The organism is Noviluteimonas gilva (genome assembly GCF_009740395.1).
In the GTDB taxonomy this organism is placed as follows: Bacteria; Pseudomonadota; Gammaproteobacteria; order Xanthomonadales; family Xanthomonadaceae; genus Noviluteimonas; species Noviluteimonas gilva.
This window is the reverse complement of record NZ_WOXT01000002.1, coordinates 197,370-219,551: the sequence shown is the minus strand read 5'-3', so window position 1 is coordinate 219,551 and position 22,182 is coordinate 197,370. Positions and strand designations below refer to the sequence as shown.

The 22,182-nt window shown below is 66.2% G+C and carries 20 protein-coding genes; 8 read left to right on the top strand and 12 right to left on the bottom strand.

The window, feature by feature from the left end:
• Positions 1 to 8: 8 nt before the first annotated feature.
• The 3 genes from GN331_RS07890 to GN331_RS07880 all read right to left on the bottom strand — a co-directional run bounded on the left by GN331_RS07890 (position 9) and on the right by GN331_RS07880 (position 3,147).
• On the bottom strand, positions 9 to 1,082 hold the full coding sequence (locus GN331_RS07890) for an SRPBCC family protein (protein ID WP_156641451.1): 1,074 nt from the start codon (positions 1,080 to 1,082) through the stop codon (positions 9 to 11).
• A gap of 146 nt (positions 1,083 to 1,228) precedes the next feature.
• Complete coding sequence (locus GN331_RS07885) at positions 1,229 to 1,882, bottom strand: response regulator (protein WP_156641450.1); 654 nt, start codon at positions 1,880 to 1,882, stop codon at positions 1,229 to 1,231.
• Positions 1,879 to 3,147 carry a sensor histidine kinase gene (locus GN331_RS07880; RefSeq protein WP_156641449.1) on the bottom strand — a complete coding sequence of 423 codons (1,269 nt, stop codon included), beginning with the start codon at positions 3,145 to 3,147 and terminating at the stop codon, positions 1,879 to 1,881. The genes GN331_RS07885 and GN331_RS07880 overlap by 4 nt, the downstream gene beginning before the upstream one ends.
• A gap of 145 nt (positions 3,148 to 3,292) precedes the next feature.
• Between GN331_RS07880 and GN331_RS07875 the strand changes: the two genes are divergently transcribed.
• Genes GN331_RS07875 through GN331_RS07855 form a run of 5 tightly spaced genes read left to right on the top strand, consistent with a single transcriptional unit; the run spans position 3,293 to position 6,271 of the window.
• Positions 3,293 to 3,895, top strand: a complete 603-nt coding sequence (locus GN331_RS07875; protein ID WP_156641448.1) for a GNAT family N-acetyltransferase — start codon at positions 3,293 to 3,295, stop codon at positions 3,893 to 3,895.
• The gene (minC, locus tag GN331_RS07870) at positions 3,892 to 4,668 is read left to right on the top strand and encodes a septum site-determining protein MinC (RefSeq protein ID WP_331713413.1); all 777 of its coding nucleotides are present in this window, start codon (positions 3,892 to 3,894) and stop codon (positions 4,666 to 4,668) included. The genes GN331_RS07875 and minC overlap by 4 nt, the downstream gene beginning before the upstream one ends.
• A gap of 34 nt (positions 4,669 to 4,702) precedes the next feature.
• Positions 4,703 to 5,512: a septum site-determining protein MinD gene (minD, locus tag GN331_RS07865; RefSeq protein ID WP_156641447.1), complete on the top strand. Its 810-nt coding sequence runs from the start codon at positions 4,703 to 4,705 to the stop codon at positions 5,510 to 5,512.
• Positions 5,513 to 5,515: 3 nt separating this feature from the next.
• A complete protein-coding gene (minE, locus tag GN331_RS07860; RefSeq protein ID WP_156641446.1) occupies positions 5,516 to 5,779 on the top strand; it encodes a cell division topological specificity factor MinE in 264 nt (87 codons plus the stop codon).
• Positions 5,780 to 5,788: 9 nt separating this feature from the next.
• Positions 5,789 to 6,271, top strand: coding sequence for a hypothetical protein (locus tag GN331_RS07855; RefSeq protein ID WP_331713447.1), 483 nt, complete (start codon positions 5,789 to 5,791; stop codon positions 6,269 to 6,271).
• A 436-nt stretch (positions 6,272 to 6,707) separates the two neighbouring features.
• On the opposite strand, the gene GN331_RS07850 is transcribed toward GN331_RS07855, so the two are convergent.
• The 4 genes from GN331_RS07850 to GN331_RS07835 form a co-directional block, all read right to left on the bottom strand.
• Positions 6,708 to 6,971 (bottom strand): XAC0095 family protein, encoded by a 264-nt coding sequence (locus tag GN331_RS07850; RefSeq protein ID WP_156641445.1) that lies wholly within the window; start codon positions 6,969 to 6,971, stop codon positions 6,708 to 6,710.
• A 327-nt stretch (positions 6,972 to 7,298) separates the two neighbouring features.
• Positions 7,299 to 7,529 carry a hypothetical protein gene (locus GN331_RS07845; protein WP_156641444.1) on the bottom strand — a complete coding sequence of 77 codons (231 nt, stop codon included), beginning with the start codon at positions 7,527 to 7,529 and terminating at the stop codon, positions 7,299 to 7,301.
• A gap of 49 nt (positions 7,530 to 7,578) precedes the next feature.
• Positions 7,579 to 9,540, bottom strand: coding sequence for a M2 family metallopeptidase (locus GN331_RS07840; RefSeq protein ID WP_331713412.1), 1,962 nt, complete (start codon positions 9,538 to 9,540; stop codon positions 7,579 to 7,581).
• Between the two features lie 79 nt (positions 9,541 to 9,619).
• The gene (locus GN331_RS07835; protein ID WP_156641442.1) at positions 9,620 to 10,318 is read right to left on the bottom strand and encodes a protein-L-isoaspartate(D-aspartate) O-methyltransferase; all 699 of its coding nucleotides are present in this window, start codon (positions 10,316 to 10,318) and stop codon (positions 9,620 to 9,622) included.
• 100 nt (positions 10,319 to 10,418) lie between these two features.
• On the opposite strand from GN331_RS07835, the gene GN331_RS07830 reads away from it, so the two are divergent.
• The 3 genes from GN331_RS07830 to GN331_RS07820 all read left to right on the top strand — a co-directional run bounded on the left by GN331_RS07830 (position 10,419) and on the right by GN331_RS07820 (position 13,208).
• Positions 10,419 to 11,525: an aromatic ring-hydroxylating oxygenase subunit alpha gene (locus tag GN331_RS07830; RefSeq protein ID WP_156641441.1), complete on the top strand. Its 1,107-nt coding sequence runs from the start codon at positions 10,419 to 10,421 to the stop codon at positions 11,523 to 11,525.
• A 127-nt stretch (positions 11,526 to 11,652) separates the two neighbouring features.
• Entirely contained in the window at positions 11,653 to 11,946 is a 294-nt protein-coding gene (locus tag GN331_RS07825; protein WP_156641440.1) for a hypothetical protein, read from the top strand.
• Positions 11,947 to 11,987: 41 nt separating this feature from the next.
• Positions 11,988 to 13,208, top strand: a complete 1,221-nt coding sequence (locus GN331_RS07820) for a multidrug effflux MFS transporter (RefSeq protein WP_156642008.1) — start codon at positions 11,988 to 11,990, stop codon at positions 13,206 to 13,208.
• A gap of 25 nt (positions 13,209 to 13,233) precedes the next feature.
• Here the strand turns inward: GN331_RS07820 and GN331_RS07815 are convergent, their stop codons facing one another.
• The 5 genes from GN331_RS07815 to GN331_RS16980 all read right to left on the bottom strand — a co-directional run bounded on the left by GN331_RS07815 (position 13,234) and on the right by GN331_RS16980 (position 22,176).
• A complete protein-coding gene (locus GN331_RS07815; protein WP_156641439.1) occupies positions 13,234 to 14,409 on the bottom strand; it encodes a Fic family protein in 1,176 nt (391 codons plus the stop codon).
• Positions 14,410 to 14,532: 123 nt separating this feature from the next.
• Positions 14,533 to 17,622 carry an efflux RND transporter permease subunit gene (locus GN331_RS07810; protein WP_331713411.1) on the bottom strand — a complete coding sequence of 1,030 codons (3,090 nt, stop codon included), beginning with the start codon at positions 17,620 to 17,622 and terminating at the stop codon, positions 14,533 to 14,535.
• Positions 17,619 to 18,713 (bottom strand): efflux RND transporter periplasmic adaptor subunit, encoded by a 1,095-nt coding sequence (locus GN331_RS07805; RefSeq protein WP_156641438.1) that lies wholly within the window; start codon positions 18,711 to 18,713, stop codon positions 17,619 to 17,621. Before GN331_RS07805 ends, GN331_RS07810 begins: the two co-directional genes overlap by 4 nt.
• A gap of 17 nt (positions 18,714 to 18,730) precedes the next feature.
• Positions 18,731 to 18,931 carry a hypothetical protein gene (locus GN331_RS07800; RefSeq protein WP_156641437.1) on the bottom strand — a complete coding sequence of 67 codons (201 nt, stop codon included), beginning with the start codon at positions 18,929 to 18,931 and terminating at the stop codon, positions 18,731 to 18,733.
• Between the two features lie 83 nt (positions 18,932 to 19,014).
• Positions 19,015 to 22,176, bottom strand: coding sequence for an AfsR/SARP family transcriptional regulator (locus tag GN331_RS16980; protein ID WP_156641436.1), 3,162 nt, complete (start codon positions 22,174 to 22,176; stop codon positions 19,015 to 19,017).
• Between the last annotated feature and the right edge of the window lie 6 nt (positions 22,177 to 22,182).

Genomic DNA, 22,182 nt, shown 5'->3' with positions numbered 1-22,182 from the left:
CGATCGGCTTACTTCAGCTGCCAGAACAGCTGGTAGTGGCCTTCGTCGGTGAAGCCCGGGTCCACGCCGTTGGTCCACGATTCGAACGGACGGCCGGTGGTTTCGTAACCGCGGGTCATCGTCCAGGCGCGCAGCGAGTCGCGCACCTTGGCGAGGTTGATCATGTGGCCGGTGAAGCCGGCGGTGGCGAAGCGCGCGGGCGTGGTGCGCACGAACTGCACCTGCTGCTCGAGCTTCGGCGCCGGGATTTCCGACGGTTCGCCCGTCTCGCCCTTCTTGCGCACCGGGATCGCGGTGTCGAAGGAGTAGGCGTCGGCGGCGAATTCGGTGGTGATCACGCGCACCGGGCCGGCGGCTTCCAGGCCGTTGGCGTCCATCACCTTGCGGATCCACTGCAGGTTGGCGTTCATCGCCTGCTGGATCTTGTCGGGGTCGCGTTCGACCGTGGCCGGCGCGAACAGCAGGTTCTCCGCCGGGAGTTCGACGACCTTCGGCAGGTCGACCGGGCTCTTGCGGCCGAAGTCGGCGTTGTAGTCGTAGTTCGGCACGCCGGCCAGCATGTTGGTCAGCTTGCCCAGGCCCAGCTTGATGTCGTCGCCGACCGAGCGGATGTACAGGCCCGAGTAGCGGCCGAACAGGTCGAAGCCGTAATCGACGTCGTAGGTCTGCGTGATTTCGACGTTGCGGTTGTTGCGGCCCGTCGGCTTGAGCATGAAGACGGTTTTCTTGTCGGTGCCGCGGTTGCGATCGACGATGTCGTATTCGATGCGGTTGGGCTCGTTCTTGACGAGCGTCCACTTGCCCGTGCCGACCATCTTGTTCGTCGAGTTGTATTCGAAGCCGGCGCCCACGCCGGTATCGGGACCGAAGAACTTCCAGTCCATGCGCGGGTCGCGCAGCGCCAGGGTGTTCCATTCCTTGAAACGACGCGGGCTGGTGAGCGTGTCGCGCACGATGACCATCTTGCGATTCGTCTCGATGCTTTCGGACACGTGGCGCGAAGACGGCAGCGCGATGCCGACGACGACGAAGAGCACGGCGACGATCGCCAGGGAAATCAGGATCTCGATCAAACGGGTCATTCGGGGGTCTCCAGACCGGGCCGCCGCCGGGCGGCCCGCACAGACCGGCGATGCTAGCAGGTGAGCGGCCGTGCTTGCGAGCCACCGGAATGATGGGCCGCAAGCGGCCCTTCATTTCCGGGCTTATGTCACAGCCCGGCCGTCGGTCACACCAATTGCAGTTCGAACGCCTTCAGCACCGCACGGGTGCGATCACGCACGCCGAGCTTGGACAGGATGTTGGACACGTGGTTCTTGATGGTGCCCTCGGCCACGCCCAGCGAGTTGGCGATCTCCTTGTTGGAAAAGCCGCTTGCCATCAGGCGCAGGATTTCCGTTTCGCGATCCGTCAGGGGGTCCGGACGGTCGAGGCTCACGAAATCGTTGCGCATGTGCTCCAGGCCCGACAGCAGCCGTTGCGTCACGGCCGGTTGGACCAGCGAGCCGCCCGCCGCGACGGTCTGGATCGCGCCGACCAGCTGTTCGAGCGTCACGTCCTTGAGCAGGTAGCCCTTGGCACCCGCCTTCAGGCCCGCGAGCACGAGTTGGTCGTCGTCGAACGTCGTGAGGATGATCGTCGGCGGCAGGGTGTTGGCGCGGCCCAGGGCCTGCAGGGCTTCCAGGCCCGACATCACGGGCATGCGCATGTCCATGAGGACGACGTCCGGCTGGATCTGGGGGATCAACTCGACGGCCTGGCGGCCATCGCCGGCCTCGGCGACGACCTCCATCCCCGGGGCGAGGGCCAGCAGCGAACGGATGCCCTGCCGCACGAGGGTCTGGTCGTCGACCAGGCAGATGCGGATGGTGGCGGTGTTCATGACGCGGTGGCTCCTTCGGGGGTGGTCTCGCCCGGCGTGGGCGGGGTTTGCGAGGGGTTGGACCCTGAAGCGGCCGCAATGTTGCCGAGCGGCACGCCGAGCATGGTGGCGGGCAAGGCCAGGCGCAGGCGGAAGCCGGCGCCGGGGGTCGATTCGACCTGCAGATCCCCGCCGTGCTGCGCCAGCCGCTCGCGCATGCCGCGCAGGCCGTTGCCGGGGATCAGCGCTTCGGTGCCCGTGCCGTCGTCGCGCGCCTCGATGGCGATGCCGCCGTCGACCCGGCGCGCGTCGATCCACAGGTTGCGCGCGCCCGCATGGCGCACCGCATTCGTGATGATTTCCTGCGTGCAGCGCAGCAAGACATGCGCGCGCTCGGGATCGTCGAGCGTCAGCGGCTCTTCGATATCCATGTGGATCGCGAGCGACGGGACGTTCTCCGCCAGGGGCCGCAGGGCCGCGGCGATGTCGATCGCCCCACCCTCGCGCAACTGGCTCACCGCTTCGCGCACGTCGGTCAGCAACAGGCGCGCGAGCGTGTGCGCCTGCTGCACGTGTTCCTTCACCCGCCCGTCGGACAGATGGCCCGCCACTTCCAGGTTGAGGCTGAGCGCGGTGAGGTGGTGGCCGAGCAGGTCGTGCAATTCGCGCGAGATGCGCGTGCGTTCGTTGACGCGCGCGCTTTCGGCGAGCAGCGCGCGTGTCGCGCGCAATTCGGAATTCAGCCGTCGTTGTTCTTCGCGCGCCTGCGCCTGCTGCCGCGCGACCAGGCTGGTGACGAACACGAAGCCCGAGAAGCCCGCATACAGCACCGATTGCATCAACGCTTCGAGCAAGGGGAAGTTGAGCCCGTGCACGAACACCGGCACCACCGCGAGCTGGCTCAGGACCAGCCACGCCACGCCCAGCGGGAGCGGCAACAACCACGGCAGCACGCACGCGGCGACCATCAGCAACACGCTGCCCAGGCCGCTCTCGTTCCAGTAGCTCACGCCCACCGCGGCGAGCGTGAGAATCAGCAACAGCGCGAAATCCCCGACCGTGCGCCGCCGCACGCCCAGCCCGCGCGTGAGCCATGCATAGCTCACCCCGAAGGCGAAGTACGAGACCCACCCCTGCCACGGCATGGGGCGCAGCGCGAGTTGTTCCTCCGCGCCGTCGCCGAGCAAGGGCACGAGCCAGGAATACACGAGGGGCAGGCTGACGACGGCCCACGTGAAGAGGCCTGCGTAGCGCAGGAGGCGGTCATGGCCGAAACGGGCGAACATGCCCAATCCTAGCCCTCCGGGGCGGCAGGTGCGGGAGGCCGAAAGTCATGCCCCACCCCCCGGATCGCGTGCGATAATCCGCGCCAGCGCCGGGGACAGCGCGTCCCACCCGCCCGCAAGACCTTGAGAAAGACCGGAGCCGTCAATGTCGATTGTTGTCCGCGACGTGCGTGAGCACGAGCTGGATTCCGTCCTTGCCCTCAACAACGCCGCCGGCCCCGCGATCCTGCCGCTCGACGCGGCCAAGCTCCGCAGCTTCTTCGATTCCGCCGAATACTTCCGCGTCGCCGAGCGCGACGGGACGATCGCCGGCTTCCTCGTGGGTTTTGGGTCCGACACGGCGCACGAGAGCGACAACTTCGCCTGGTTCCGGGCGCGCACGCCTGCGTTCTTCTACATCGACCGCATCGTGGTGGCTTCGCGCCGTCGCGGCGGCGGCGTGGGCCGCGCGTTGTACGCCGACGTCCAGAGCTATGCCGAGCTTCGCCATCCGCAGTTGTGCTGCGAGGTGCTGCTCGAGCCGGGCACCGACCACGCCCTGCTCTTCCACGGCAGCTTCGGCTTCCGTGAAGTCGGCCAGAACGTCATGCACAACGGCCACCGCGCCGCGATGCTGATGAAGGACCTGTGCAGCTACGCCTGGGTGCGCGAAACCTACGGCGACACCCTGCCCGCCGCGCCCTGGATGCCGATGCCGCGCGTGCAGTCGCTCACGCTCGCGCACCGCCCGACCGGAACCTGCGCGTGAGCACGGCCATCGATTACGAACAGGCAGGCGAACTCAAGATCGGCCAGGTCGGCATCGCCAACCTGCGCGTGCGCACCCTCGACGTCGCGCAACTTGCCGCCGAAATGCGCGACCGCGTGCAGCGCGCGCCCAAGCTGTTCGCGCGCGCCGCGGTGATCCTGGATTTCGGTGGCTTGTCGAAGACGCCCGACGTCGACACCGCGCGCAAGCTGGTCGACGGCCTGCGCGAAGCCGGCGTGCTGCCGGTCGCCCTGGCCTACGGCACGCGCGAGATCGAAGAACTCGCCGCCGCGCTGAACCTCCCGCTGCTGTCCAAGTTCCGCGCGCAGTACGAACGCACCGGCGACGCACCGGCCGAACCGGCGCCCGCGCCGCGCGCGGCATCCAAGACCGCACCCGCCGCCGAACCGGCGCCCGCGCCGCCGACGTCGCAACCCGGCGCCGCTCCGGGCATGATGCAGGTCACGCCCGTGCGCAGTGGCCAGCAGGTGTACGCGGAAAATTGCGACCTCACCGTGGTGACCACCGTCGGTGCGGGCGCGGAAGTGATCGCGGACGGCTCCATCCACATCTACGGTGCATTGCGTGGTCGCGCGCTCGCCGGCGCGCAGGGCAACGAGAAGGCGCGGATCTTCTGCCGCGAATTCCATGCCGAGCTCGTGGCGGTGGCCGGTCACTACAAGGTGCTGGAAGACATTCCGAAGGACCTGCGCGGCAAGGCGGTGCAGGTATGGCTCGACCAGGGGCAGCTCCGCATCGCGGCGCTGGACTGAACAACAACAAGAACGCATTCGAGAGGAACATCACTTGGCCGAAATCATCGTAGTCACTTCCGGCAAGGGCGGCGTGGGCAAGACCACGACCAGCGCAAGCATCGCTTGCGGCCTGGCACGCCAGGGCAAGAAGGTCGCCGTCATCGACTTCGACGTCGGCCTGCGCAACCTCGACCTGATCATGGGTTGCGAGCGCCGCGTGGTGTACGACTTCGTCAACGTGATCCACGGCGAGGCTTCGCTGAAGCAGGCGCTGATCAAGGACAAGCGTTTCGACACGCTCCACGTGCTGGCCGCCTCGCAGACGCGCGACAAGGACGCGCTCGCGAAGGAAGGCGTCGAGAAGGTGCTCAACGATCTGGCCGAAGACGGTTTCGACTACATCGTGTGCGATTCGCCGGCCGGCATCGAGAAGGGCGCGTTCCTCGCGATGTACTTCGCCGACCAGGCGATCGTCGTGGTGAACCCGGAAGTCTCCTCGGTGCGCGACTCCGACCGCATCCTCGGCCTGCTCGCTTCCAAGACGCGCAAGGCCGAGAACGGCGAGCGCGTGAAGGAACACCTGCTGCTGACGCGCTACAGCCCTTCGCGCGTGGAAACCGGCGAGATGTTGTCGATCACCGACGTCGAGGAAGTGCTCGGCCTCAAGACGATCGGCGTGATCCCCGAATCCGGCGACGTGCTCAACGCGTCGAACAAGGGCGAGCCGGTGATCCTGGACATGGAATCCAACGCCGGCCAGGCCTACGACGACGCGGTCGCGCGCCTGATGGGACAGGAACGTCCCATGCGCTTCACGCTGCCCGAGAAGAAGGGATTCTTCACCAAGCTCTTCGGGGGCTGAGCCATGTCGATCTTCGATTTCCTCAAGCCCAAGAAGAACACCGCCGCCGTTGCGAAGGACCGTCTGCGCATCATCATCGCGCAGGAACGCAGTGCCCACGGCGGGCCCGATTACTTGCCTCTCCTCCGTCGCGAGTTGCTCGAGGTGATCCGCAAGTACGTCAACGTCGACGCGGAAGCTGTGAAGGTCGACGTGGTCAAGGACGGCGAGCACGACGTGCTGGACATCTCGGTGGCGTTGCCGGAGGAGCGCGCCGCGGTGGGCTGACGCGTGTCCGTGTTGACGCTGTCGGACATCGATCACGGCCATGTCGCCGCGTTGCTCGGTGCGTACGGGTTGCAGTTGGTGCACGTCGATGATGGTGCGCCCATTCCCGGGAGTTACTGGGGCGAGCCCGAGGCCGGGCTCGTCGGTGCGACGGTGTACGCGCGCGCTGATACGCCGGTGCATTCGTTGTTGCATGAGGCGGCGCATTTAATCGTGTTGCCGCCGGAGAAGCGGTCGGCGGTGCATACCGATGCCACGGATTCGGTCGCGGAGGAAGACGCGGTCTGCGTGCTGCAGTCCTTGTTGGGTGATGCGATTCCCGGTGTCGGGGCCGCGCGTGTGTTCGCTGATATGGATGCGTGGGGGTATACGTTCCGCCTGGGGTCTGCGCGGGCTTACGTCGAGCAGGATGCGACGGAGGCTTGGGAGTGGTTGGCGCGTCGTGGGTTGGTCGACGTTGAATCCAAGTCGCTGGTGGATCCGACGGTTTGACGTCCCACCTCCCCTCCAGGGGAGGTCAAAAAGAAGCCCGCCACATGGCGGGTTTCTTTTTGGGTGGGGTAAAGCTTGAGGTGCAGTACGCAGACCCATCGTCTTTGTAGTTTGTGCGCCACCACCAGACCGGCGCATCGGCACGCCGCATTGAAGGCCACATTGCTACGCAAGAGCTCACGCTCCGCAATGTGACCTTCAACGCGACGACCGCTGCGCACCAGGGCTGTTTGTTTCGCGACAGCCCTTGATGAGTGAGTGCGTCGACGCTGATCGATTCGCGCCGACTGCCAGCACACCCGATGGACGGAACCTCGCCCACCTCGGCGCGCGCACCGTCGTGACTTCGTCGCCTCTGGCAGGCGATGTTCCTCGCAGCGATCTGATGGGCGAAGCGGCGCCGCTCTCCCTATGGGAGAGCGGTTGGGTGAGGGCGCTACTTCAGAGCGCGCTCCTGGATTTCAGCGGACCAGTAGACCGTTTTGAGAACGCGTCCGATGCTGCGTTCGACGCGCTTGAACACCCACGCGAACGAATGTGGGCGCAACGACTTGTCGTATCCGCTCGCGGCAGACGTGCCAGGCTCTGCTAGCCGCCCCATGACGCGCATGTACTCGCGCAACTCGACGAGCTCGAGATGCGATCTCTCCGGAAGAACGTAAACCGCAAGCGGACGCTGCGGACGCGCTGCATCTTGCATGGAAACCTCCCTCGATTCGTTTCCCTCGCACCGGATGGCACGAAGGTGTCGGGAGGTGAAATTCCGCCGGCAGCGAGGACAAAGCCGGAACGTTCTGTCGATGCGTTTGAAAGGTCCTCCGACAAGCGCTGAAGGTCTTCGCCAACACCTCAGCGGCTTGCGATAGGCCCTCTCCCAACCGCTCTCCCGCAGGGAGAGCGGCACCGCTTCGCCCGTCAGATCGCTGCGAGGAACCTCGCCTGCCAGAGGCGACGAAGCACGACGGTGCGCGCGCCGAGGTGGGCGAGGTTCCGTCCATCGGGTGTGCTGGCAGTCGGCGCGAATCGATCACACCACGGCGCAAACATTCACCAAGGGCTGTCGCGCACCCAACCACTCGTGGTGCGCAGCGGTCGTCGCGTTGAAGGCCACATTGCGGAGCTTGAGCTCTTGCGGAGCAATGTGGCCTTCAATGCGGCGTGCCGATGCGCCGGTCTGGTGGCGGCGCGCAAACAACCACCACGATGGTTCTGCGTACTGCACCTCAAGCTTTACCCCACCCAAAAAGAAACCCGCCATGCGGCGGGCTTCTTTTTGACCTCCCCTGGAGGGGAGGTGGTGCGTACCCTCAGCCCTTAGCAGCCGGCGTCGCATTCCACCCACAAGTCTTCCCTTCGTTCTGCTTCTTCAACCAATCCTGCAACGGCGCGAAGTACTCAAGCACAGGCGTCGCGTCCATCTTGTCGCTGCCCGTCATCTCCTTCAACGTCGCCTGCCACGGCTGGCTCGCACCGCGGGACAACATCCGGCTGAACTTCTCACCCGCCGCCTTGTTCCCGTAGAAGCTGCACCCGTGCAGCGGACCCTTGTACCCGGCCTCATCGCACAACGCCTTGTAGAACTGGAACTGCAACACGTGCGACAGGAAATAACGCGTGTACGGCGTATTGCCCGGCACGTGGTACTTCGCACCTGCGTCGAAGAACTCCTCACCGCGCGCCGACGCCGGCGCGACACCCTGGTACTTCGCCTTCAGATCCCACCACGCCTTGTTGTACTGATCCGGCTTGATCGACCCATCGAACACCCCCCAACGCCAACGATCGATCATCAGCCCGAACGGCAGGAACGACACCTTCGCCAACGCCATGCGCATCTGCGCATTGATCAACGACTGATCGCTCTGCTGCTGCTCACCGACCAACCCGATCGAATGGAGATACTGCGGCGTCATCGCCAACACGATCGTGTCGCCGATCGCCTCGTGGAACCCATCGTGCGCGCCGTTCTGGAACAACGGCGGCAGATGCTTGTACGCCGTGTAGTAATACACGTGCCCGAGCTCGTGGTAGATCGTCGTGAAATCTTCCTCGTTCGGCTTGATGCACATCTTGGTGCGCACATCGTCGGCCATGTCCATCGGCCACGCACTCGCATGGCACACCACGTCGCGATCGCGCGGCTTGATGAACTGCGACTTCTCCCAGTACGTCGCCGGCAGCTTGGGCATGCCGAGCGAAGCGTAGAAATCTTCCGCGCGCTCGGTCATGTGCTTCGCGGTGGCGAGCTGGCCGATGACGCGCATGTCGGCGAGATCGTCGGCTGTCGGTGAACCATCATGCTGCGCGAGCGCGAGGTTGAAATCCTGCGTCGCCAGGTCCTGCAGCTTTCCGGTGATGTTGAGATCGTCGCCATTCGGATACGGCTGCAGGATGTCCCACAGGTTGCTCCAGTCCTGCTGCCACATGTTGCCCATCAGGTGCGCGGGCAGCATGCCGCCGGCCACTTCGCCGCGGTCGCCGTATTTCGCTTCGAGTTGCGTGCGCGCGTAGCAGTGCAGTTGGTCGTAGAGCGGCTTGACCTGACCCCACAGACGATCGGTGTCCGCGGCGAATTGCGCGGGCGTCATGTCGTAACCCGAGCGCCAGAGTTCACCCGTGTCGGCGAAGCCCATGTCGCGCGCGCCGATGTTCGACAGCTCGACGAACTTGACGTAGTCCGGCCGCATCGGCTGCGCGATGGTGTGCCAGCCCTGCCAGGCGTCGAGTTGTTCGTCGTAATCGCGGCTCGTGCGCAGCACGTCTTCGAGTTCGCCGAGTTGGCGGCACTTCTTCGCCGTGCCCGTGCCGCTGCAGTACGTGCCCTTGCCGTACATGCCTTCCAACTTGCTCGCGAGTTTGGTCAGCGCTTCGAGTTGCGCCGGATCCTTCGGCGGCGGCATGTCGGCCTGCAGCTTGAGCAACTGGATCGCGCGCGCGGTGTCCGGCGAAAGTTGCTGGCCTTCGTACTTGCGCGATTGTTCGATCCACCCGCGCAACTGCGTGAGGTTGCGTTCTTCGGCCTTCGCCGACACCAGTTCGCTGTCGCTGTTGATGTAGGTCGAGGACAGCCACTGCGCAGACGCGAGTTCCGGATAGCCCTTCTTGATTTCCGCGTTCACGCGCGCGACGAACTGGTCGGCCGTCTCGCCCTTGGGCGCCGGTGCGACGCCGGTGGGCGCGGGCTCGGTTTCGGCGGGCTTCTTGCAGCCGGCGATCGTGAACACACTCGCGGTCACGGCGAGGGCGAGCAGGAGGTGGCGTGGCTTCACGGGGCATTCCTGGGGCGTGCGCCGGCGGGCGCGAGGACGGCAGGCTAGCAAAGCGGCTGTCGGGTCGCGATAGGCGCCGTCACGGGCCGAACGGATCGGGGCTCGGGGACGGCATCGGGCGCGCGCCCTCCTCCGCCCAGCCGTAGGTGCCGATCAGGGGCACGAAGGCGACGTCGTCGAACTCCCGGGTTTCGAATCGAACAGCGTCCACGCGCGTCACGCGCACGAGGCGCTGGTGATGCAACGAGCGTCCGACCGGCATGACCAGGCGCCCGCCGATCGCCAGTTGCTGCTTCAAGGCGTCCGGCACGTCGGGTCCGCCGGCCGCCGCGATGATCGCGTCGAAGGGCGCGGCCTCCGCCCAGCCGCACGTGCCATCGCCGGTGCGCACTTCGATGTTGGCGTAATGCAGATCGTCGAAGCGGCCGCGCGCGAGATCGCTCAATTGGCCGTGGCGTTCGATCGTGTAAACACGCGCGGCGATCTGCGCCATCACCGCGGCTGCATAACCGGAGCCGGCGCCGATTTCGAGCACGCGCGCGCCGTGCGCAATGCGCGCAATTTCGATCATGCGCGCGACGATGTAAGGCTGCGAAATCGTCTGCCCCGCCGCGATGGGCAGCGGCCCGTCCTCGTAGGCGTAGTCCTGGAGGGACGCATCGACGAAGCGCTCGCGCGGCACATGGCGCATCGCGTCCAACAAGGCCGCGTCGTGGATGCCGCGCGCGGCGATCTGCCGCCGGACCATGGATTCGCGCTGGGGGCCGAAATCCCGCATGGCGTACCCCGTTGCATGAACGTCGCAATTCGCGCCAACCCTAACGAGAACAGGGTCGAAGCGACGTGACCCACCCCATCCGCAGGCGTATCCTCGGTGGATGAACGAGACCTCCCCCCGCACCCAGGTCCCGGCGCCGCCCGCAGACCTCGCCCCGCAGCCCCTCGACCACGCCACCGCCCTGCCCGCACGTTTCTACGCCGACCCGGCGTACGGCGCGGTGGACCGCGCGCTGATCTTCGATCGTGGCTGGCAGTTGATCGCGCACGTGTGCCAGTTGCGCAACGCGGGCGACCACGCGATCGGCAACTTCGCGGGCTTGCCCGTGATTGCCGTGCGCGGTGCGGATACGGTCATTCGCGTCTTCCACAACGTGTGCCGCCATCGCGCCGGCCCGCTCGCGCAGTGCGACGGTTTGGGTGCGAAGGCCTTGCGTTGCCGCTACCACGGCTGGACGTACACGCTCGACGGCACGCTGCGTTCGGCGCCGGAAATGGGCGATGCACCCGACTTCAACGTGAGCGACGTGAAGTTGCCGCAGCTCGCGGTGCGCGTGTGGCAAGGCCTGGTGTTCGCGTGCGTCGATCCGGAGCGTGCGCCCGACTTCGATGCGTTCGTCGAAGGCATCGATGCGCGCATCGGCGAGGATCGCGGGCTCGAACAGTACGGCCACCATCATCGCGTCGCGTATGAAGTCGGCTGCAACTGGAAGGTCTACATCGACAATTACCTGGAGGGTTACCACGTCCCGCACGTGCACCCCGGGTTGAACAAGTTGCTCGACTACCGCAGCTACGTCACGCAGACCGCGCGCTGGTACTCGTTCCAGTGGAGCCCGCTGGAAAGTGGCGACGAGCTCTATGGCAACGGCGACGCGCTGTATTACTGGATGTGGCCGAACACGATGCTCAACATCGTCCCCGGCCGCCTGCAGACCAACCGCGTGGTGCCGCTGGGCATCGATCGTTGCCGCGTGGAGTTCGATTTCTACTACGCGATGGACGACAGTCCCGCCGGCCAGGCGCGTCGCGCCGCCGACCTGAGCTTCAGCGATGAAGTGCAGGTCGAAGACCTGACCATCTGCGAAGACGTCCAACGCGGGCTGTCGTCGGGTTCCTATGTGGCGGGCCGACTGAACCCGTTGCGCGAGAACGCGGTGCACCACTTCCACGAGTTGCTGCGCGCCACTTACCGCGACGGCGCCTGACCCGGGACGCCGTGGAACCCGCGCCGGGACTGGCGCGTGACGGCGTTCATGTCGCGGAGTACGGTCGGTTCGTAGAATGCGCGGCGCTGGATCGCCAGCGTTTCCGTGATCACCCGGGGTGTCCCCAATGCGCCTGACCGCCGTCTCCCTCGCAATCTCCGCGCTCCTGCTCGCAGCGCCCACCGCGCACGCGCAGGACGCCCGCAAGTCGTTCAGCGCCCAGGGCGCCGACGAGAAGTCCGCGTGCGACGCCGCCAACAAGCAGGCGCGCGACTGGGCGAAACAAGGCAAGTCGCAGGGTCGCGCACGCCAACTGCTCGACGACGGCAAGTGCGCCTGCACCGCCGCGGCCGGCGGTCAGTCGTGCACGCTCGATGTCGCCGTGCGCGACGAGCAGCACGAGGAAGAAGAGGAACGCTGATCGTGGATGCAGCGCCAGGGAAGGCGATCTCCACGCGACGCCTGGCCGTCCTGTTGGGCGGGCTGGCGATGTTCGGCCCGTTCTCGATCGACACGATCTTCCCCGCGTTTCCGCAGATGGGCGCGCAGCTCGCGGCCGACAAGGTCGCGATGCAGCAGACGATCTCCGTCTACCTGATCGCCTACGCGCTCATGAGCCTCGTGCACGGGCCGCTGTCCGATGCGATCGGCCGCAGGCGCGTGATCCTCGCCGGCCTGTTCGTCTTCGCGCTGGCCTCCGCCGGTTGCGCGCTGTCGCATGACCTGACGACTTTGCTGTGGTTCCGCGCGTTGCAAGGCTTGAGCGCGGGCGTCGGCCTGATCGTCGGGCGCGCGGTGATCCGCGACGTGCTGCACGGCGACGACGCGCAACGTTTGATGAGCCAGGTGTCGATGATCTTCGGCATCGCGCCCGCGATCGCGCCGGTGATCGGCGGCTGGATCCTCGGCTGGTCGGCGTGGCCGGTGATCTTCTGGTTCCTGGTCGTCTTCTCGATCCTGCTGTGGTTCGCAACGCTCGTGGCGTTGCCCGAAACGCATCCGCAACCCGCGCGCCTGCCCTTGCGCGCGAAGCCCTTGATGCGCAATTACGTCGCGATCTTCCTCAACCCGCGCTTCCAACGATTGGCGGCGGCCGGCACGTTCAACTTCGGCGCGTTGTTCCTGTACATCGCATCGGCGCCGGCCTTCGTGCTCGATCTGCTGCGCCTGGACGAGCGCAGCTTCGCGTGGTTCTTCGTGCCGATGATCGGCGGCATGATGCTCGGCGCGTTCACCTCGGGCCGCATCGCCGGGAAGATCGACGGCACCACGCAGGTGCGCATGGGATTTGCGTTTTGCGGCGTGGCCGCGGCGCTCAACATCGCCTACAACCTGTTCGTCGACGTGCCCACGGTGCCGTGGGCGGTGTTGCCGATGATGCTGAACTCCTTCGGCATCGCACTGGTGTTTCCGATCGTCACGCTCGCCATTCTCGACATGTATCCACGGCAGCGCGGCAGCGCGTCGTCGTTGCAGGCTTTCACCGGCCTGGTGTCGAACGCGGTGATCGCGGGCATCCTGTCGCCGTTGTTGAGCCAGCATGCGGTGCATCTGGCCCTCGGTGCGGCGGTGTTCTCCTTGCTGGGCTGGGCCTTCTGGCGGTGGGAGATGCACGTGAATTCGCGCATGCGGATGTGTGCGGCGGTGGAAGTCGGCGGGCTGGAGCCCACCGAACGGTTGTAACGACGTCATCCACGTTCAACGACCGCTAACTTGGTGGCTGGTCCAGACGTTCGAGTATTTCAGTCGCCTGGAACACGCGTCCCCATCGACGTTCGTTGACCAACTGGACGATGCCTGCCGCGTGCAGGTTGTTGAGCGCAGCGTTCGCGGCCGGTTGCGATACGCCCAAGCCTTCGACCGCTTGTTGCACCGAAAGCACCGGATGTCCAAGAAGAAAACGGGGCAGTCGGCGCGTGGCCGAATGCGCACGATATCGCTCAAGCGATTTTTCCCAACGCTCCGCCATCGCAGCGAGATCCTGCGCAATGGAAACCGATTCGTTGCACGATTCCACGATCGCCCGGCTCAACAGACGCAGCCACGGCGCCCACTGCCCGCGTAATTGCACGCTCGCGAGCGCTTCGTAGTACTCCGTCTTTGCTCGCAGCAACGCACCCGACAGATAAAGCGGCGGATAGCCTTCGGCAGCAAGCAGCAACGGGAAGAGCAAGCGACCCGTACGGCCGTTGCCATCCTGATAGGGATGAATCGTTTCGAACTGCGCGTGTGCGATCGCCATCTGCGCCAGAAGCGTGAGTTCGCCCTGCTCGTCCTCGCGCGGTGCGTACTGCAGGATCGCGCCCTCGAATTCCTCCATGCATCGCGGCACGTCCGCTGGCGGAGCGGGCACGAATGCGGCGTCCTCGATCCTCGACGAGGTGCCGATCCAGACCTGCTCGGTGCGGTAGGCCCCGACCGGCAGCCGTGTCGTTTCGTCTTGCATCAGCAGCGCGTGCAGCGCGTCGATCAATCGCAGGTCGAGCGCGGCGCGCCCACCTTCGCGAATCCGTTCGAGCCCGTGCTGGAGCGCGAGAACATAGCGTTCGGTGACTTTGACGTCGGGTGGCAAGCCCCGCTCGCCACGCGTCGCTTCGTAGGTCAACAGCTCCGAAAGATTGGAACGCGTCCCTTCGATCTGCGAGCTCTTGACGGCTTCGCGCCTGGCCAAAGTGCGCGTCACCATTTCGACGTTCGGGATATGTGCCACCGCCCCTTGCAAGCGGCCGAGGGCTGCGTAGGCGTCCCCCAATGCGGCGCCCTGCACGGCCTCGACCGAAAGCTGCCTCGGGGTGGGAGGAGCGACCAGAGCCAAGGCATTCGGGGTGCCCGAAGCGGGCACGAGGTTGGCCTGTCGGTCGACTGCGATTTGGTCGCGGCGCATCCCGGATCCTTATAAAGACACGGCTTCTTATTAAGGATACAAGAACAACCTTATTAACTGCAATAGATTAGTTAAGCTTGTACGGCAAACCTTATTATTCTCCGCCAGCTTTAAAAGCTTTGGTCATGCAGGCTCTGGTTCTCCGGGAATTGGAGGCAGGGCTGGCAATTCCCGGCGCACCCGATACGCCCACGCATACATCGTCGGCAACACGATCAGCGTCAGCAGCGTCGCGACCGACAAGCCCCCCATGATCGCCCACGCCATCGGGCCCCAGAAGGTCGATCGCGTCAGCGGGATCATCGCGAGGATGGCAGCCATCGCCGTCAACACGATCGGGCGGAAGCGGCGCAGGGTCGAACCGACGATCGCATCCCAGGGCGCGATGCCCTGCGCGAGGTCCTGGTCGATCTGGTCGATGAGGATCACCGAGTTGCGCATGATCATGCCGGCGAGCGCGATCGTGCCGAGCAAGGCCACGAACCCGAACGGCACGCGGAACACCGCCAGGATCAACGCGACACCGATCATCCCGAGCGGCGCGGTCGCCACCACCAGCGCAGTCTTCTTCATGTCCTGCAACTGCATCATCAGCAACACGAGGATCACCGCGACCGCCAGCGGCACGACGGCAGCGATCGACTTCTGGCTGTCTTCGCTGGATTCCGCCGCACCACCGACTTCGATGCGATAGCCGAGCGGCAGCGTATCGGCGATGGCTTTCACCGCCGGCCACGTGCGCGCGGTGACATCGGGCGCTTCGGCGCCGGCGACGTCGGCACGCACGGTGACAGTCGGAATGCGATTGCGACGCCACAGGATGCTCGTTTCGCTGCCGAGCTCGATGCGCGCGACCTGCGAGAGCGCGACGTACTTGCCATCACGCGTGTAGAGCTTCGCGTCCTTGATGTTCGACAGGTCGGTGCGTTCGGCGCCTTCCAAACGCGTGACGACGTCGATGAGGCGGTCGCCTTCGCGGAACTGCGTCGTGGCATGGCCCGACAGGGAGTTCTGCGTGGTGTCGGCGATCTGCTTCGACGACACGCCGAGCGCGCGCGCCTTGTCCTGGTCGACGATCAATCGCACGGTCTGCAGGCGTTCGCCGAGATCGGAGTTGACGTCGCGGATCGCGGGATCCTTGCGCAACACGTCCTGCACCTTGGCGACGATCGCGGGCAGCTTCTCAGGATCGGGGCCCGAGACGCGCAGCTTGATCGGATAACCGACCGGCGGGCCATTCTCCAGGCGCGACACGCGGCCGCGCACGTTCGAATACCCCGTGCGGAACTGCGCTTCGATGCGCGCAAGCACGCGCTCGCGCGCCTCCTCGCCCTTCGTCATCACCATGACCTGGCCGAAGTTGGTGTTCGGCAATTGCACGTCGAGCGGCAGATAGAAGCGCGGGCTGCCCGCACCAATGTAACCGGTGACCGCTTCGACATCGGGGTCGTCGCGCAAGGCTTTTTCGAGGCGCGAAACCGCTTCGTCGGTCGCCTTGATGCTCGCCGCTTCCGGCAACCACAGGTCGACCATCAACTCCGGTCGGCTCGACGCGGGGAAAAACTGCTGCGGCACGGTCTGGAACAAGGCCATCGCGCCGAGGAACATCGCCACCGTCCAACCCAGCACGAGACCGCGACGACGCAGACAAGCTTCGAGCACGCGGCGGAATATCCCGTAGAAGCCGCGCGTGGTGTCGATGTCGTGCGCGTGGCCGTCCTTCGCCTTGCGTTCGGGCAGCAGCTTGTAGCCCAGGTACGGAGTGAACACCACCGCCACCACCCACGACAGAATCAGCGCGATGCCCACGACCTGGAACAGCGAGATCGTGTATTCGCCCGCGCTGGATTTCGCCATGCCGACGGGCAGGAAGCCCGCAGCGGTGATCAGGGTGCCGGTGAGCATCGGGAACGCGGTCGCGGTGTAGGCGAAGCTCGCCGCGCGCACGCGATCCCAACCTTGTTCGAGTTTCAGCGCCATCATCTCCACCGCGATGATCGCGTCGTCCACGAGCAAGCCGAGCGCGATGATCAACGCGCCGAGCGAGATGCGCTGCAGGTCGATGCCGAGGAAGTACATCGCCAGGAAGGTCATCGCCAGCACCAGCGGAATCGACAACGCGACCACGATGCCCGTGCGCCAACCCAGCGACAGGAAGCTCACGGCGAGCACGATGAGGATGGCTTCGGCCAGGCTCTTGGTGAACTCGTGGACGGACTCCTTCACGACCTTCGGTTGGTTGGAGACCGCATGGATTTCGACACCAACCGGCAGCGCCGCCTGCACGCGCGCGACCGCCGCTTCCAGGTCGTGGCCCATGCGGATCACGTCGCCGCCTTCGCGCATCGCAATCGCAAGCCCAATGGCGTCCTTGCCGTCGAAGTGCATCTTGGTTTCGACCGGATCGGTGTAGCCGCGATAGACGCGCGCGATGTCGCCCAGGCGCACCGTGTGCCCGTTCGCATCCAGGCCGATGTCTTCGATGGCCTCGACCGAATCGAACTCGCCGGTGATCTTCAGCGCAACACGCTGGCGGCCGGCTTGCACGACGCCGGCCGGCACCATCGCGTTGGTCGCCCGCAGCGTGTCTTCGACGATCTGCGGATTCAATCCGATCGACGCGAGCTTCGCCGAAGAAGTCTCCACGAAGATCTTCTCGTCCTGCACGCCGATGTACTGCACCTTGCTCACGTCGGGCACGCGCAGGAATTCATCGCGCGCCTGGTCGACGAACTTGCGCAGCTCCGCGTACGAGAACCCGTCGCTGGTGAACGCGTACAGATTGCCGAACGTGTCGCCGAACTCGTCGTTGAACATTGGCCCCTGCACGCCTTCGGGGAATTCGTGCTGGATGTCGTTGAGTTTCTTGCGCACCTGGTACCAGACGTCGGGCACCTTCGACGCCGGCAGCTCATCGCGCAACGCGACGGTGATCTGCATGAAGCCCGGCTTGGAGAAGCTGCTCAGGTAATCGACTTCGGCCACTTCCTGCAGCTTGCGTTCGACGCGGTCGGTGACCTGCTGCGCCATCGCATCGGCGCCCGCGCCCGGCCACTTCGCCTGCACGACCATCGCCTTGACGGTGAAGTTCGGGTCTTCCATCTGCCCGAGGTGGCGCCACGCGAAGATGCCGCCGGCGGCGAACAACAGCATCAGGAACAGCACGAACTGCGGGTGGGCGATCGCCCACCGCGAAAGGTTGAAATCCTTCACGAGGCGACATCCATCCGGACCTTCTGGCCCGCATGCAGCAGGTTCACGCCGGCGGTGACGACGATCTCGCCATCGCGCAGCCCGCGGCTGACGAGCACGCCGTCATCCTCGGCATGCGAGAGCGACACGGGACGCAAGGCCACGCGCGCGGTCTTCGGATCGACGATCCACACGTGCGGTTTGCCGTTCGGGTCGTAGATCGCGGTGAGCGGCAGGCGGCGCAGCGTGCCCTTGGTCGGCAGCGCGACGTGCAGTTTCGCCGTCATGCCCAGGCGCACTGCAGCGTCGGCGCCGACGACGGTGATCTTCGCGCTGTAGGTGCGGGTGACCGCGTCGGCGTCGGGCGCGAGTTCGCGCAGGCGGCCGGTGTAGCGATGTTGCGGATCGGCCCAGAGTTCGATGGTGAGTGCGCGCGCGGTGCGCAGCTCGTCCACGCGCGATTCGGGAATGCTGACGATGATTTCGCGTTCGCCGTCTTCGGCGACGCGCGCAACGACCTGGCCGGCGGAAACGACCTGTCCCGACTCTGCTTCGATGCTGGTGACCACGCCGCGAGAGGTCGAACGCAGCGTCGTGTAGTTCGCCTGGTTCGCGACGACGCCGTTGTTGGCCTGCGCGGCGCGCAGCGCTTCCTGCGCGGTCTGCAGGTTCATGCGCGCCTTGTCGAGCTCCGAGCGCGAGACGTACTGCATCGCCGAGAGTTGCGAGAAGCGCGCGTAGTCATTCTTCGCCTGCTCGTACTGGCTGCGCGCCGAAGCGACCTGGCTGCGCGAGGCGTTCGCATTCAACGCCGCGTCGGTCGGATCCAGGCGGAACAACACTTCGCCCTTGTCGACCGTGTCGCCGACTTCGACCGCGCGCGACTGGATGCGGCCGCCGACCATGAAACCGAGCGCGGCTTCTCTACGCGCGCGAATCTCGCCGGAGTACAGCGCATCGGAGTGATTGCCCGCCGCGCCCACGCGCAGCGTGCGCACCGGGCGCGGATCTTCTTCCGTGGGCACGGCCGCGCGCGAGCACGCGGCGAGAAGGACGACGGCCAGGGCAGCCGGCAACAGGCGAACGACGGGCGAACGAACGAAACGGCGCATGGCGGAGTCCGGGGGAATCAATCGGCGGGGGGAGTGGGAAGCGGCGCGTCCTTGCGCCCAGGGGAGCGTCGGGCACCGCGCAGCGCGTCCCACAGCTCGGCGATGGAGTGGAACGGCTTGGATCGGCCGGTCTTCACGTCCTCGACCACGCCATCGATCCCCACGCGCCCATGGCGGCGGTAGATGCGGACGACGAAAGAGCGGATGGGGGCGGTCAACGCAGTACTCCGTGGGGAACACGGAGCAGGGTCGATCAGGGCCGCCGATTTATTGCCTACGGATCAGGGAACGGCCGCGCCGCTCAGCCCTTCACGGCCTGGTAAAGCCGCTCGCTGCTGGCCGAGGGTTGCAGGCCCAGCGTGATCGAAAGGATCTGCCGCAGGCGCTGGTAGGCCGCGATCGCTTCGCTGCGACGGCCGCTGCGGTCGTAGCAGCGCATCAGGCCCTGGTAGAAGGATTCGATCGCCGGGTCGGCGTCGATGCCGCGCATGTACAGCGCGATGGCGGCCGTGTCGTCGCCCGCCGCTTCGCGGCGTTCGGCCTGGCGCGCGAGCGCGTGGATGAAGCGGCCGCGCAGGCGTTCGCGCGCGGCGACGGGCCAGGGCTCGCCTTCGTCTTCGACGAGGAACGCGCCACTGTAGAGTTCGAGCGCGCGCTGCAAGGGTTGCGCTTCGGCGTCGATGTCGTGGCGATGCGCGGCTTCGTCGGCCGCCGCCAACGCGCGGTCGAACGCGAACACGTCGACCCACACGCGCTCGGCATCAAGCGACACCCGCCCCCCGCGCTGCACGATCGCTGCCGGATCGCCGAGCAGCGTGCGCAACCGCAACACCGTCGCATCGAGCGCACGCGCGCCGGCATCGCCCTCCTCGTCCGGCCACAGCGCGTCGAGCAAACGCTGCTCCGACACGCTGCGCCCGCCGAGCGCGATGATCGCCTTGAGCAACGCGAGCGTCTTCTTCGGCACCTTGCGCGAAAACGCGAGCGGCTGGCCTTCGCGCAACACTTCGAACCGGCCGAGCGTGCGCACTTCGAATCGCCAGGGCCAGCGCGGTGGATCGGCGTGCGGCGCGCGCAGCGAGAACTCGCGGATCGCGCGCCGCGCATCGCCTTCGGAGATGCCCAGTTGCAGCGCGGCGCCGTAGACCTCCGACAACAACGAGGGATGCATGCGCAGCATGAACTGGCCGTGGTGCGCGTTGAGGCCGGCGACGCTGCGTTCGATCCAGGGGCGTGCCGCTTCCGGGCCCGCGCGACGCAACTGGATCCACGCCTCGACCGCTTCGATGCCATGCACGTGGTGCTGCAAACAGGTGTCCGTCAGCAACGCGCGGGCCTCATCGAGGATCGGCGCGACGTCGGCGTCCCCATCGGCTTCCACTTCCGCGATGGCCAACAACAGGCGACTGCCGAAGCGCAGCCACACCGGTCCGAAGTCGTCCATGCCGGCGACCACTTCGCGCGCGGTCTTGCGTGCCGCTTCGTATTCGTGCCGCAGGATCGCGATCCAGGTGCGGATCGCACCATCCAGCGCGCGATCGAGTTTGCGCGCGAAGGTCCAGTACGCTTCCGCGCGCACGCGTTCGGCTTCGGCGGTGTCCGCATCGCCTGCGCACAGCGCGGCGATCGCGCGCCCGAGGTGCGCGAAGATGCGCAGCGGCGGCAGCATCAGCGCGTTTTCGTTCGCGATCGCCTGCGACTCGTCGTAGATCTTGAGCGCCTCGACATCGTTGCCCTGCTTGTCGCGGAAATGCGCGAGTTGCAGCAGCCACAGTGCGCGATAGCTGGGCGTCAGCGTCGGATCGGCCACCCACGGCGCGGCCATCGCGACGATGCGGTCGCTTTCGTCGAACTCGCCGTTGATCTGGTGGTAGGCGAGCATCAGCGTGGCCGCATCGACGCGCGCGTTGGCGGGGATGTCGTCGCGTTGCAACAGCGTGCGCAGGCGCGCGACACGGGCTTGCGTCAGGTCCGCGCGCGGGCGCGCGAAGCTCAGGGCGAACAGGAGTGCGGCGTTGACGCGTAACTCGGCGGCCGCGGCGGGAAACGGAGGTGCGTTGTCGAGTTGCGGCAGCAACAGGTCGATCCATTCTTCGACCTGGCCGTGGTCGAATTCGAGGTAATGCGTCGCGAGGATCGCGCCGATGGCGAGGATGCGGCCCATCGGTTCGGCCTCGCCGAAGCGCGCGTGCGCCACTTCGAACCGCGCACGCGCCTGCAACGCCGCGAACGGCGACAAGGCAATGCCATGCCACAGCGCCATCCACGGCGAAGCATCCTGCACCTGCGGCGGCAGGACATCGAACCAACTCTTCAACGTCGTCACGCGCCCCTGCTCCAGCAGCATCGGCGCGAACCGCAGCGCGATCTGCGCGGCGGACGGCCAGTCCTGCGTGGTCGCCGCGATGTCGAACGCGGCTTCCACCTGCTCGGCCTGCGTGAGCAGCGCGATCGCATCGCGCCGCACGGCGGCGAGTGCTTCTGGCGACATCGTTTGTTCGAGACGTTCGAGCAGGAATGCGCGGAACAGATCGTGGAACTGGTAGGCATCGCCGCGCCGTTCGACGAACAGCCGCTTGCGATACAGCGAATCGAGCAAATGGCCCGCGGCGGGATCGCCCGCGATCATCGCCGCCTGCGCAGCGGTGGCGCGCGGCAGCAGCGCGATGCGCATCAACTGCGTCTGCACCGTCGGCGACAGGGCATCGAGAATCTGGCCGGCGAAGTAGCCGAACAACACATCCCGCCCCTGCGATTGCGCGAGGCCCGTCTCCGCATGGCCGCGCTTCACTTGTTCCAGGGTGAGCACGAGACCGACCGGCCAGCCGTCGGATTGCGCGTGCACCGCACGCAGCGTGGTTTCGTCCAGGTGTTGCCGCAGCGCGGCGATGCCGCAGGTTTCGTCGAAGGTCAGCCGCAGGTCGTCCCAATCGAGCAGCGCGACGCGATCCATCGCGCGCAAGGCCGCGCATTCGGGCGGCGGTTCGCCGCGGCTGGTCGCGACGATGACGACGCGTTCGGGCGCTTCGCGCGCGATCGCTTCCAGCAACGCGTGCAGCGGCGCGCCGGCCGGAAGTTCGTGATAGTTGTCGAAGACGAGCGCGGCCGGCGGCTTGAAACGTTCGAACAGCGCGCGGAAATACAAACGCGCGAAGGCCGCCGGATCGGCGCCGTGCTCGGGCGTGAACGTCGGCAGCGGTGCATCGCGCTTGCGCGCCGGTGGCGCGGCGCGGTTGAGATAGTGGAAGAAGGTCGACAGATCGCGGTCGCCCGCATCGACCTGGTACCAGACGCCACCGACCTTGTGCTGCTGCAACCAACTGGCGACCAGCGCGGTCTTGCCGGCACCGGGCGGACCGACGACCCAGACGATCGGCCGTGCGGCTTCATCGAGGCGCGCGAACAGGCGATCGCGCGGCAATACCTGGTGCAATTTCGGACGCGTGAGTTTGGCGAGCGGCACCGGTCT

Excerpts from the sequence above, each read along its gene's own strand:
- GN331_RS07890 (WP_156641451.1), bottom strand. The coding sequence starts at position 1,082 with ATGACCCGTTTGATCGAGATCCTGATTTCCCTGGCGATCGTCGCCGTG.
- GN331_RS07885 (WP_156641450.1), bottom strand. The coding sequence starts at position 1,882 with ATGAACACCGCCACCATCCGCATCTGCCTGGTCGACGACCAGACCCTC.
- GN331_RS07880 (WP_156641449.1), bottom strand. The coding sequence starts at position 3,147 with ATGTTCGCCCGTTTCGGCCATGACCGCCTCCTGCGCTACGCAGGCCTC.
- GN331_RS07875 (WP_156641448.1), top strand. The coding sequence starts at position 3,293 with ATGTCGATTGTTGTCCGCGACGTGCGTGAGCACGAGCTGGATTCCGTC.
- minE (WP_156641446.1), top strand. The coding sequence starts at position 5,516 with ATGTCGATCTTCGATTTCCTCAAGCCCAAGAAGAACACCGCCGCCGTT.
- GN331_RS07850 (WP_156641445.1), bottom strand. The coding sequence starts at position 6,971 with ATGCAAGATGCAGCGCGTCCGCAGCGTCCGCTTGCGGTTTACGTTCTT.
- GN331_RS07845 (WP_156641444.1), bottom strand. The coding sequence starts at position 7,529 with ATGGCGGGTTTCTTTTTGGGTGGGGTAAAGCTTGAGGTGCAGTACGCA.
- GN331_RS07835 (WP_156641442.1), bottom strand. The coding sequence starts at position 10,318 with ATGCGGGATTTCGGCCCCCAGCGCGAATCCATGGTCCGGCGGCAGATC.
- GN331_RS07830 (WP_156641441.1), top strand. The coding sequence starts at position 10,419 with ATGAACGAGACCTCCCCCCGCACCCAGGTCCCGGCGCCGCCCGCAGAC.
- GN331_RS07825 (WP_156641440.1), top strand. The coding sequence starts at position 11,653 with ATGCGCCTGACCGCCGTCTCCCTCGCAATCTCCGCGCTCCTGCTCGCA.
- GN331_RS07815 (WP_156641439.1), bottom strand. The coding sequence starts at position 14,409 with ATGCGCCGCGACCAAATCGCAGTCGACCGACAGGCCAACCTCGTGCCC.
- GN331_RS07805 (WP_156641438.1), bottom strand. The coding sequence starts at position 18,713 with ATGCGCCGTTTCGTTCGTTCGCCCGTCGTTCGCCTGTTGCCGGCTGCC.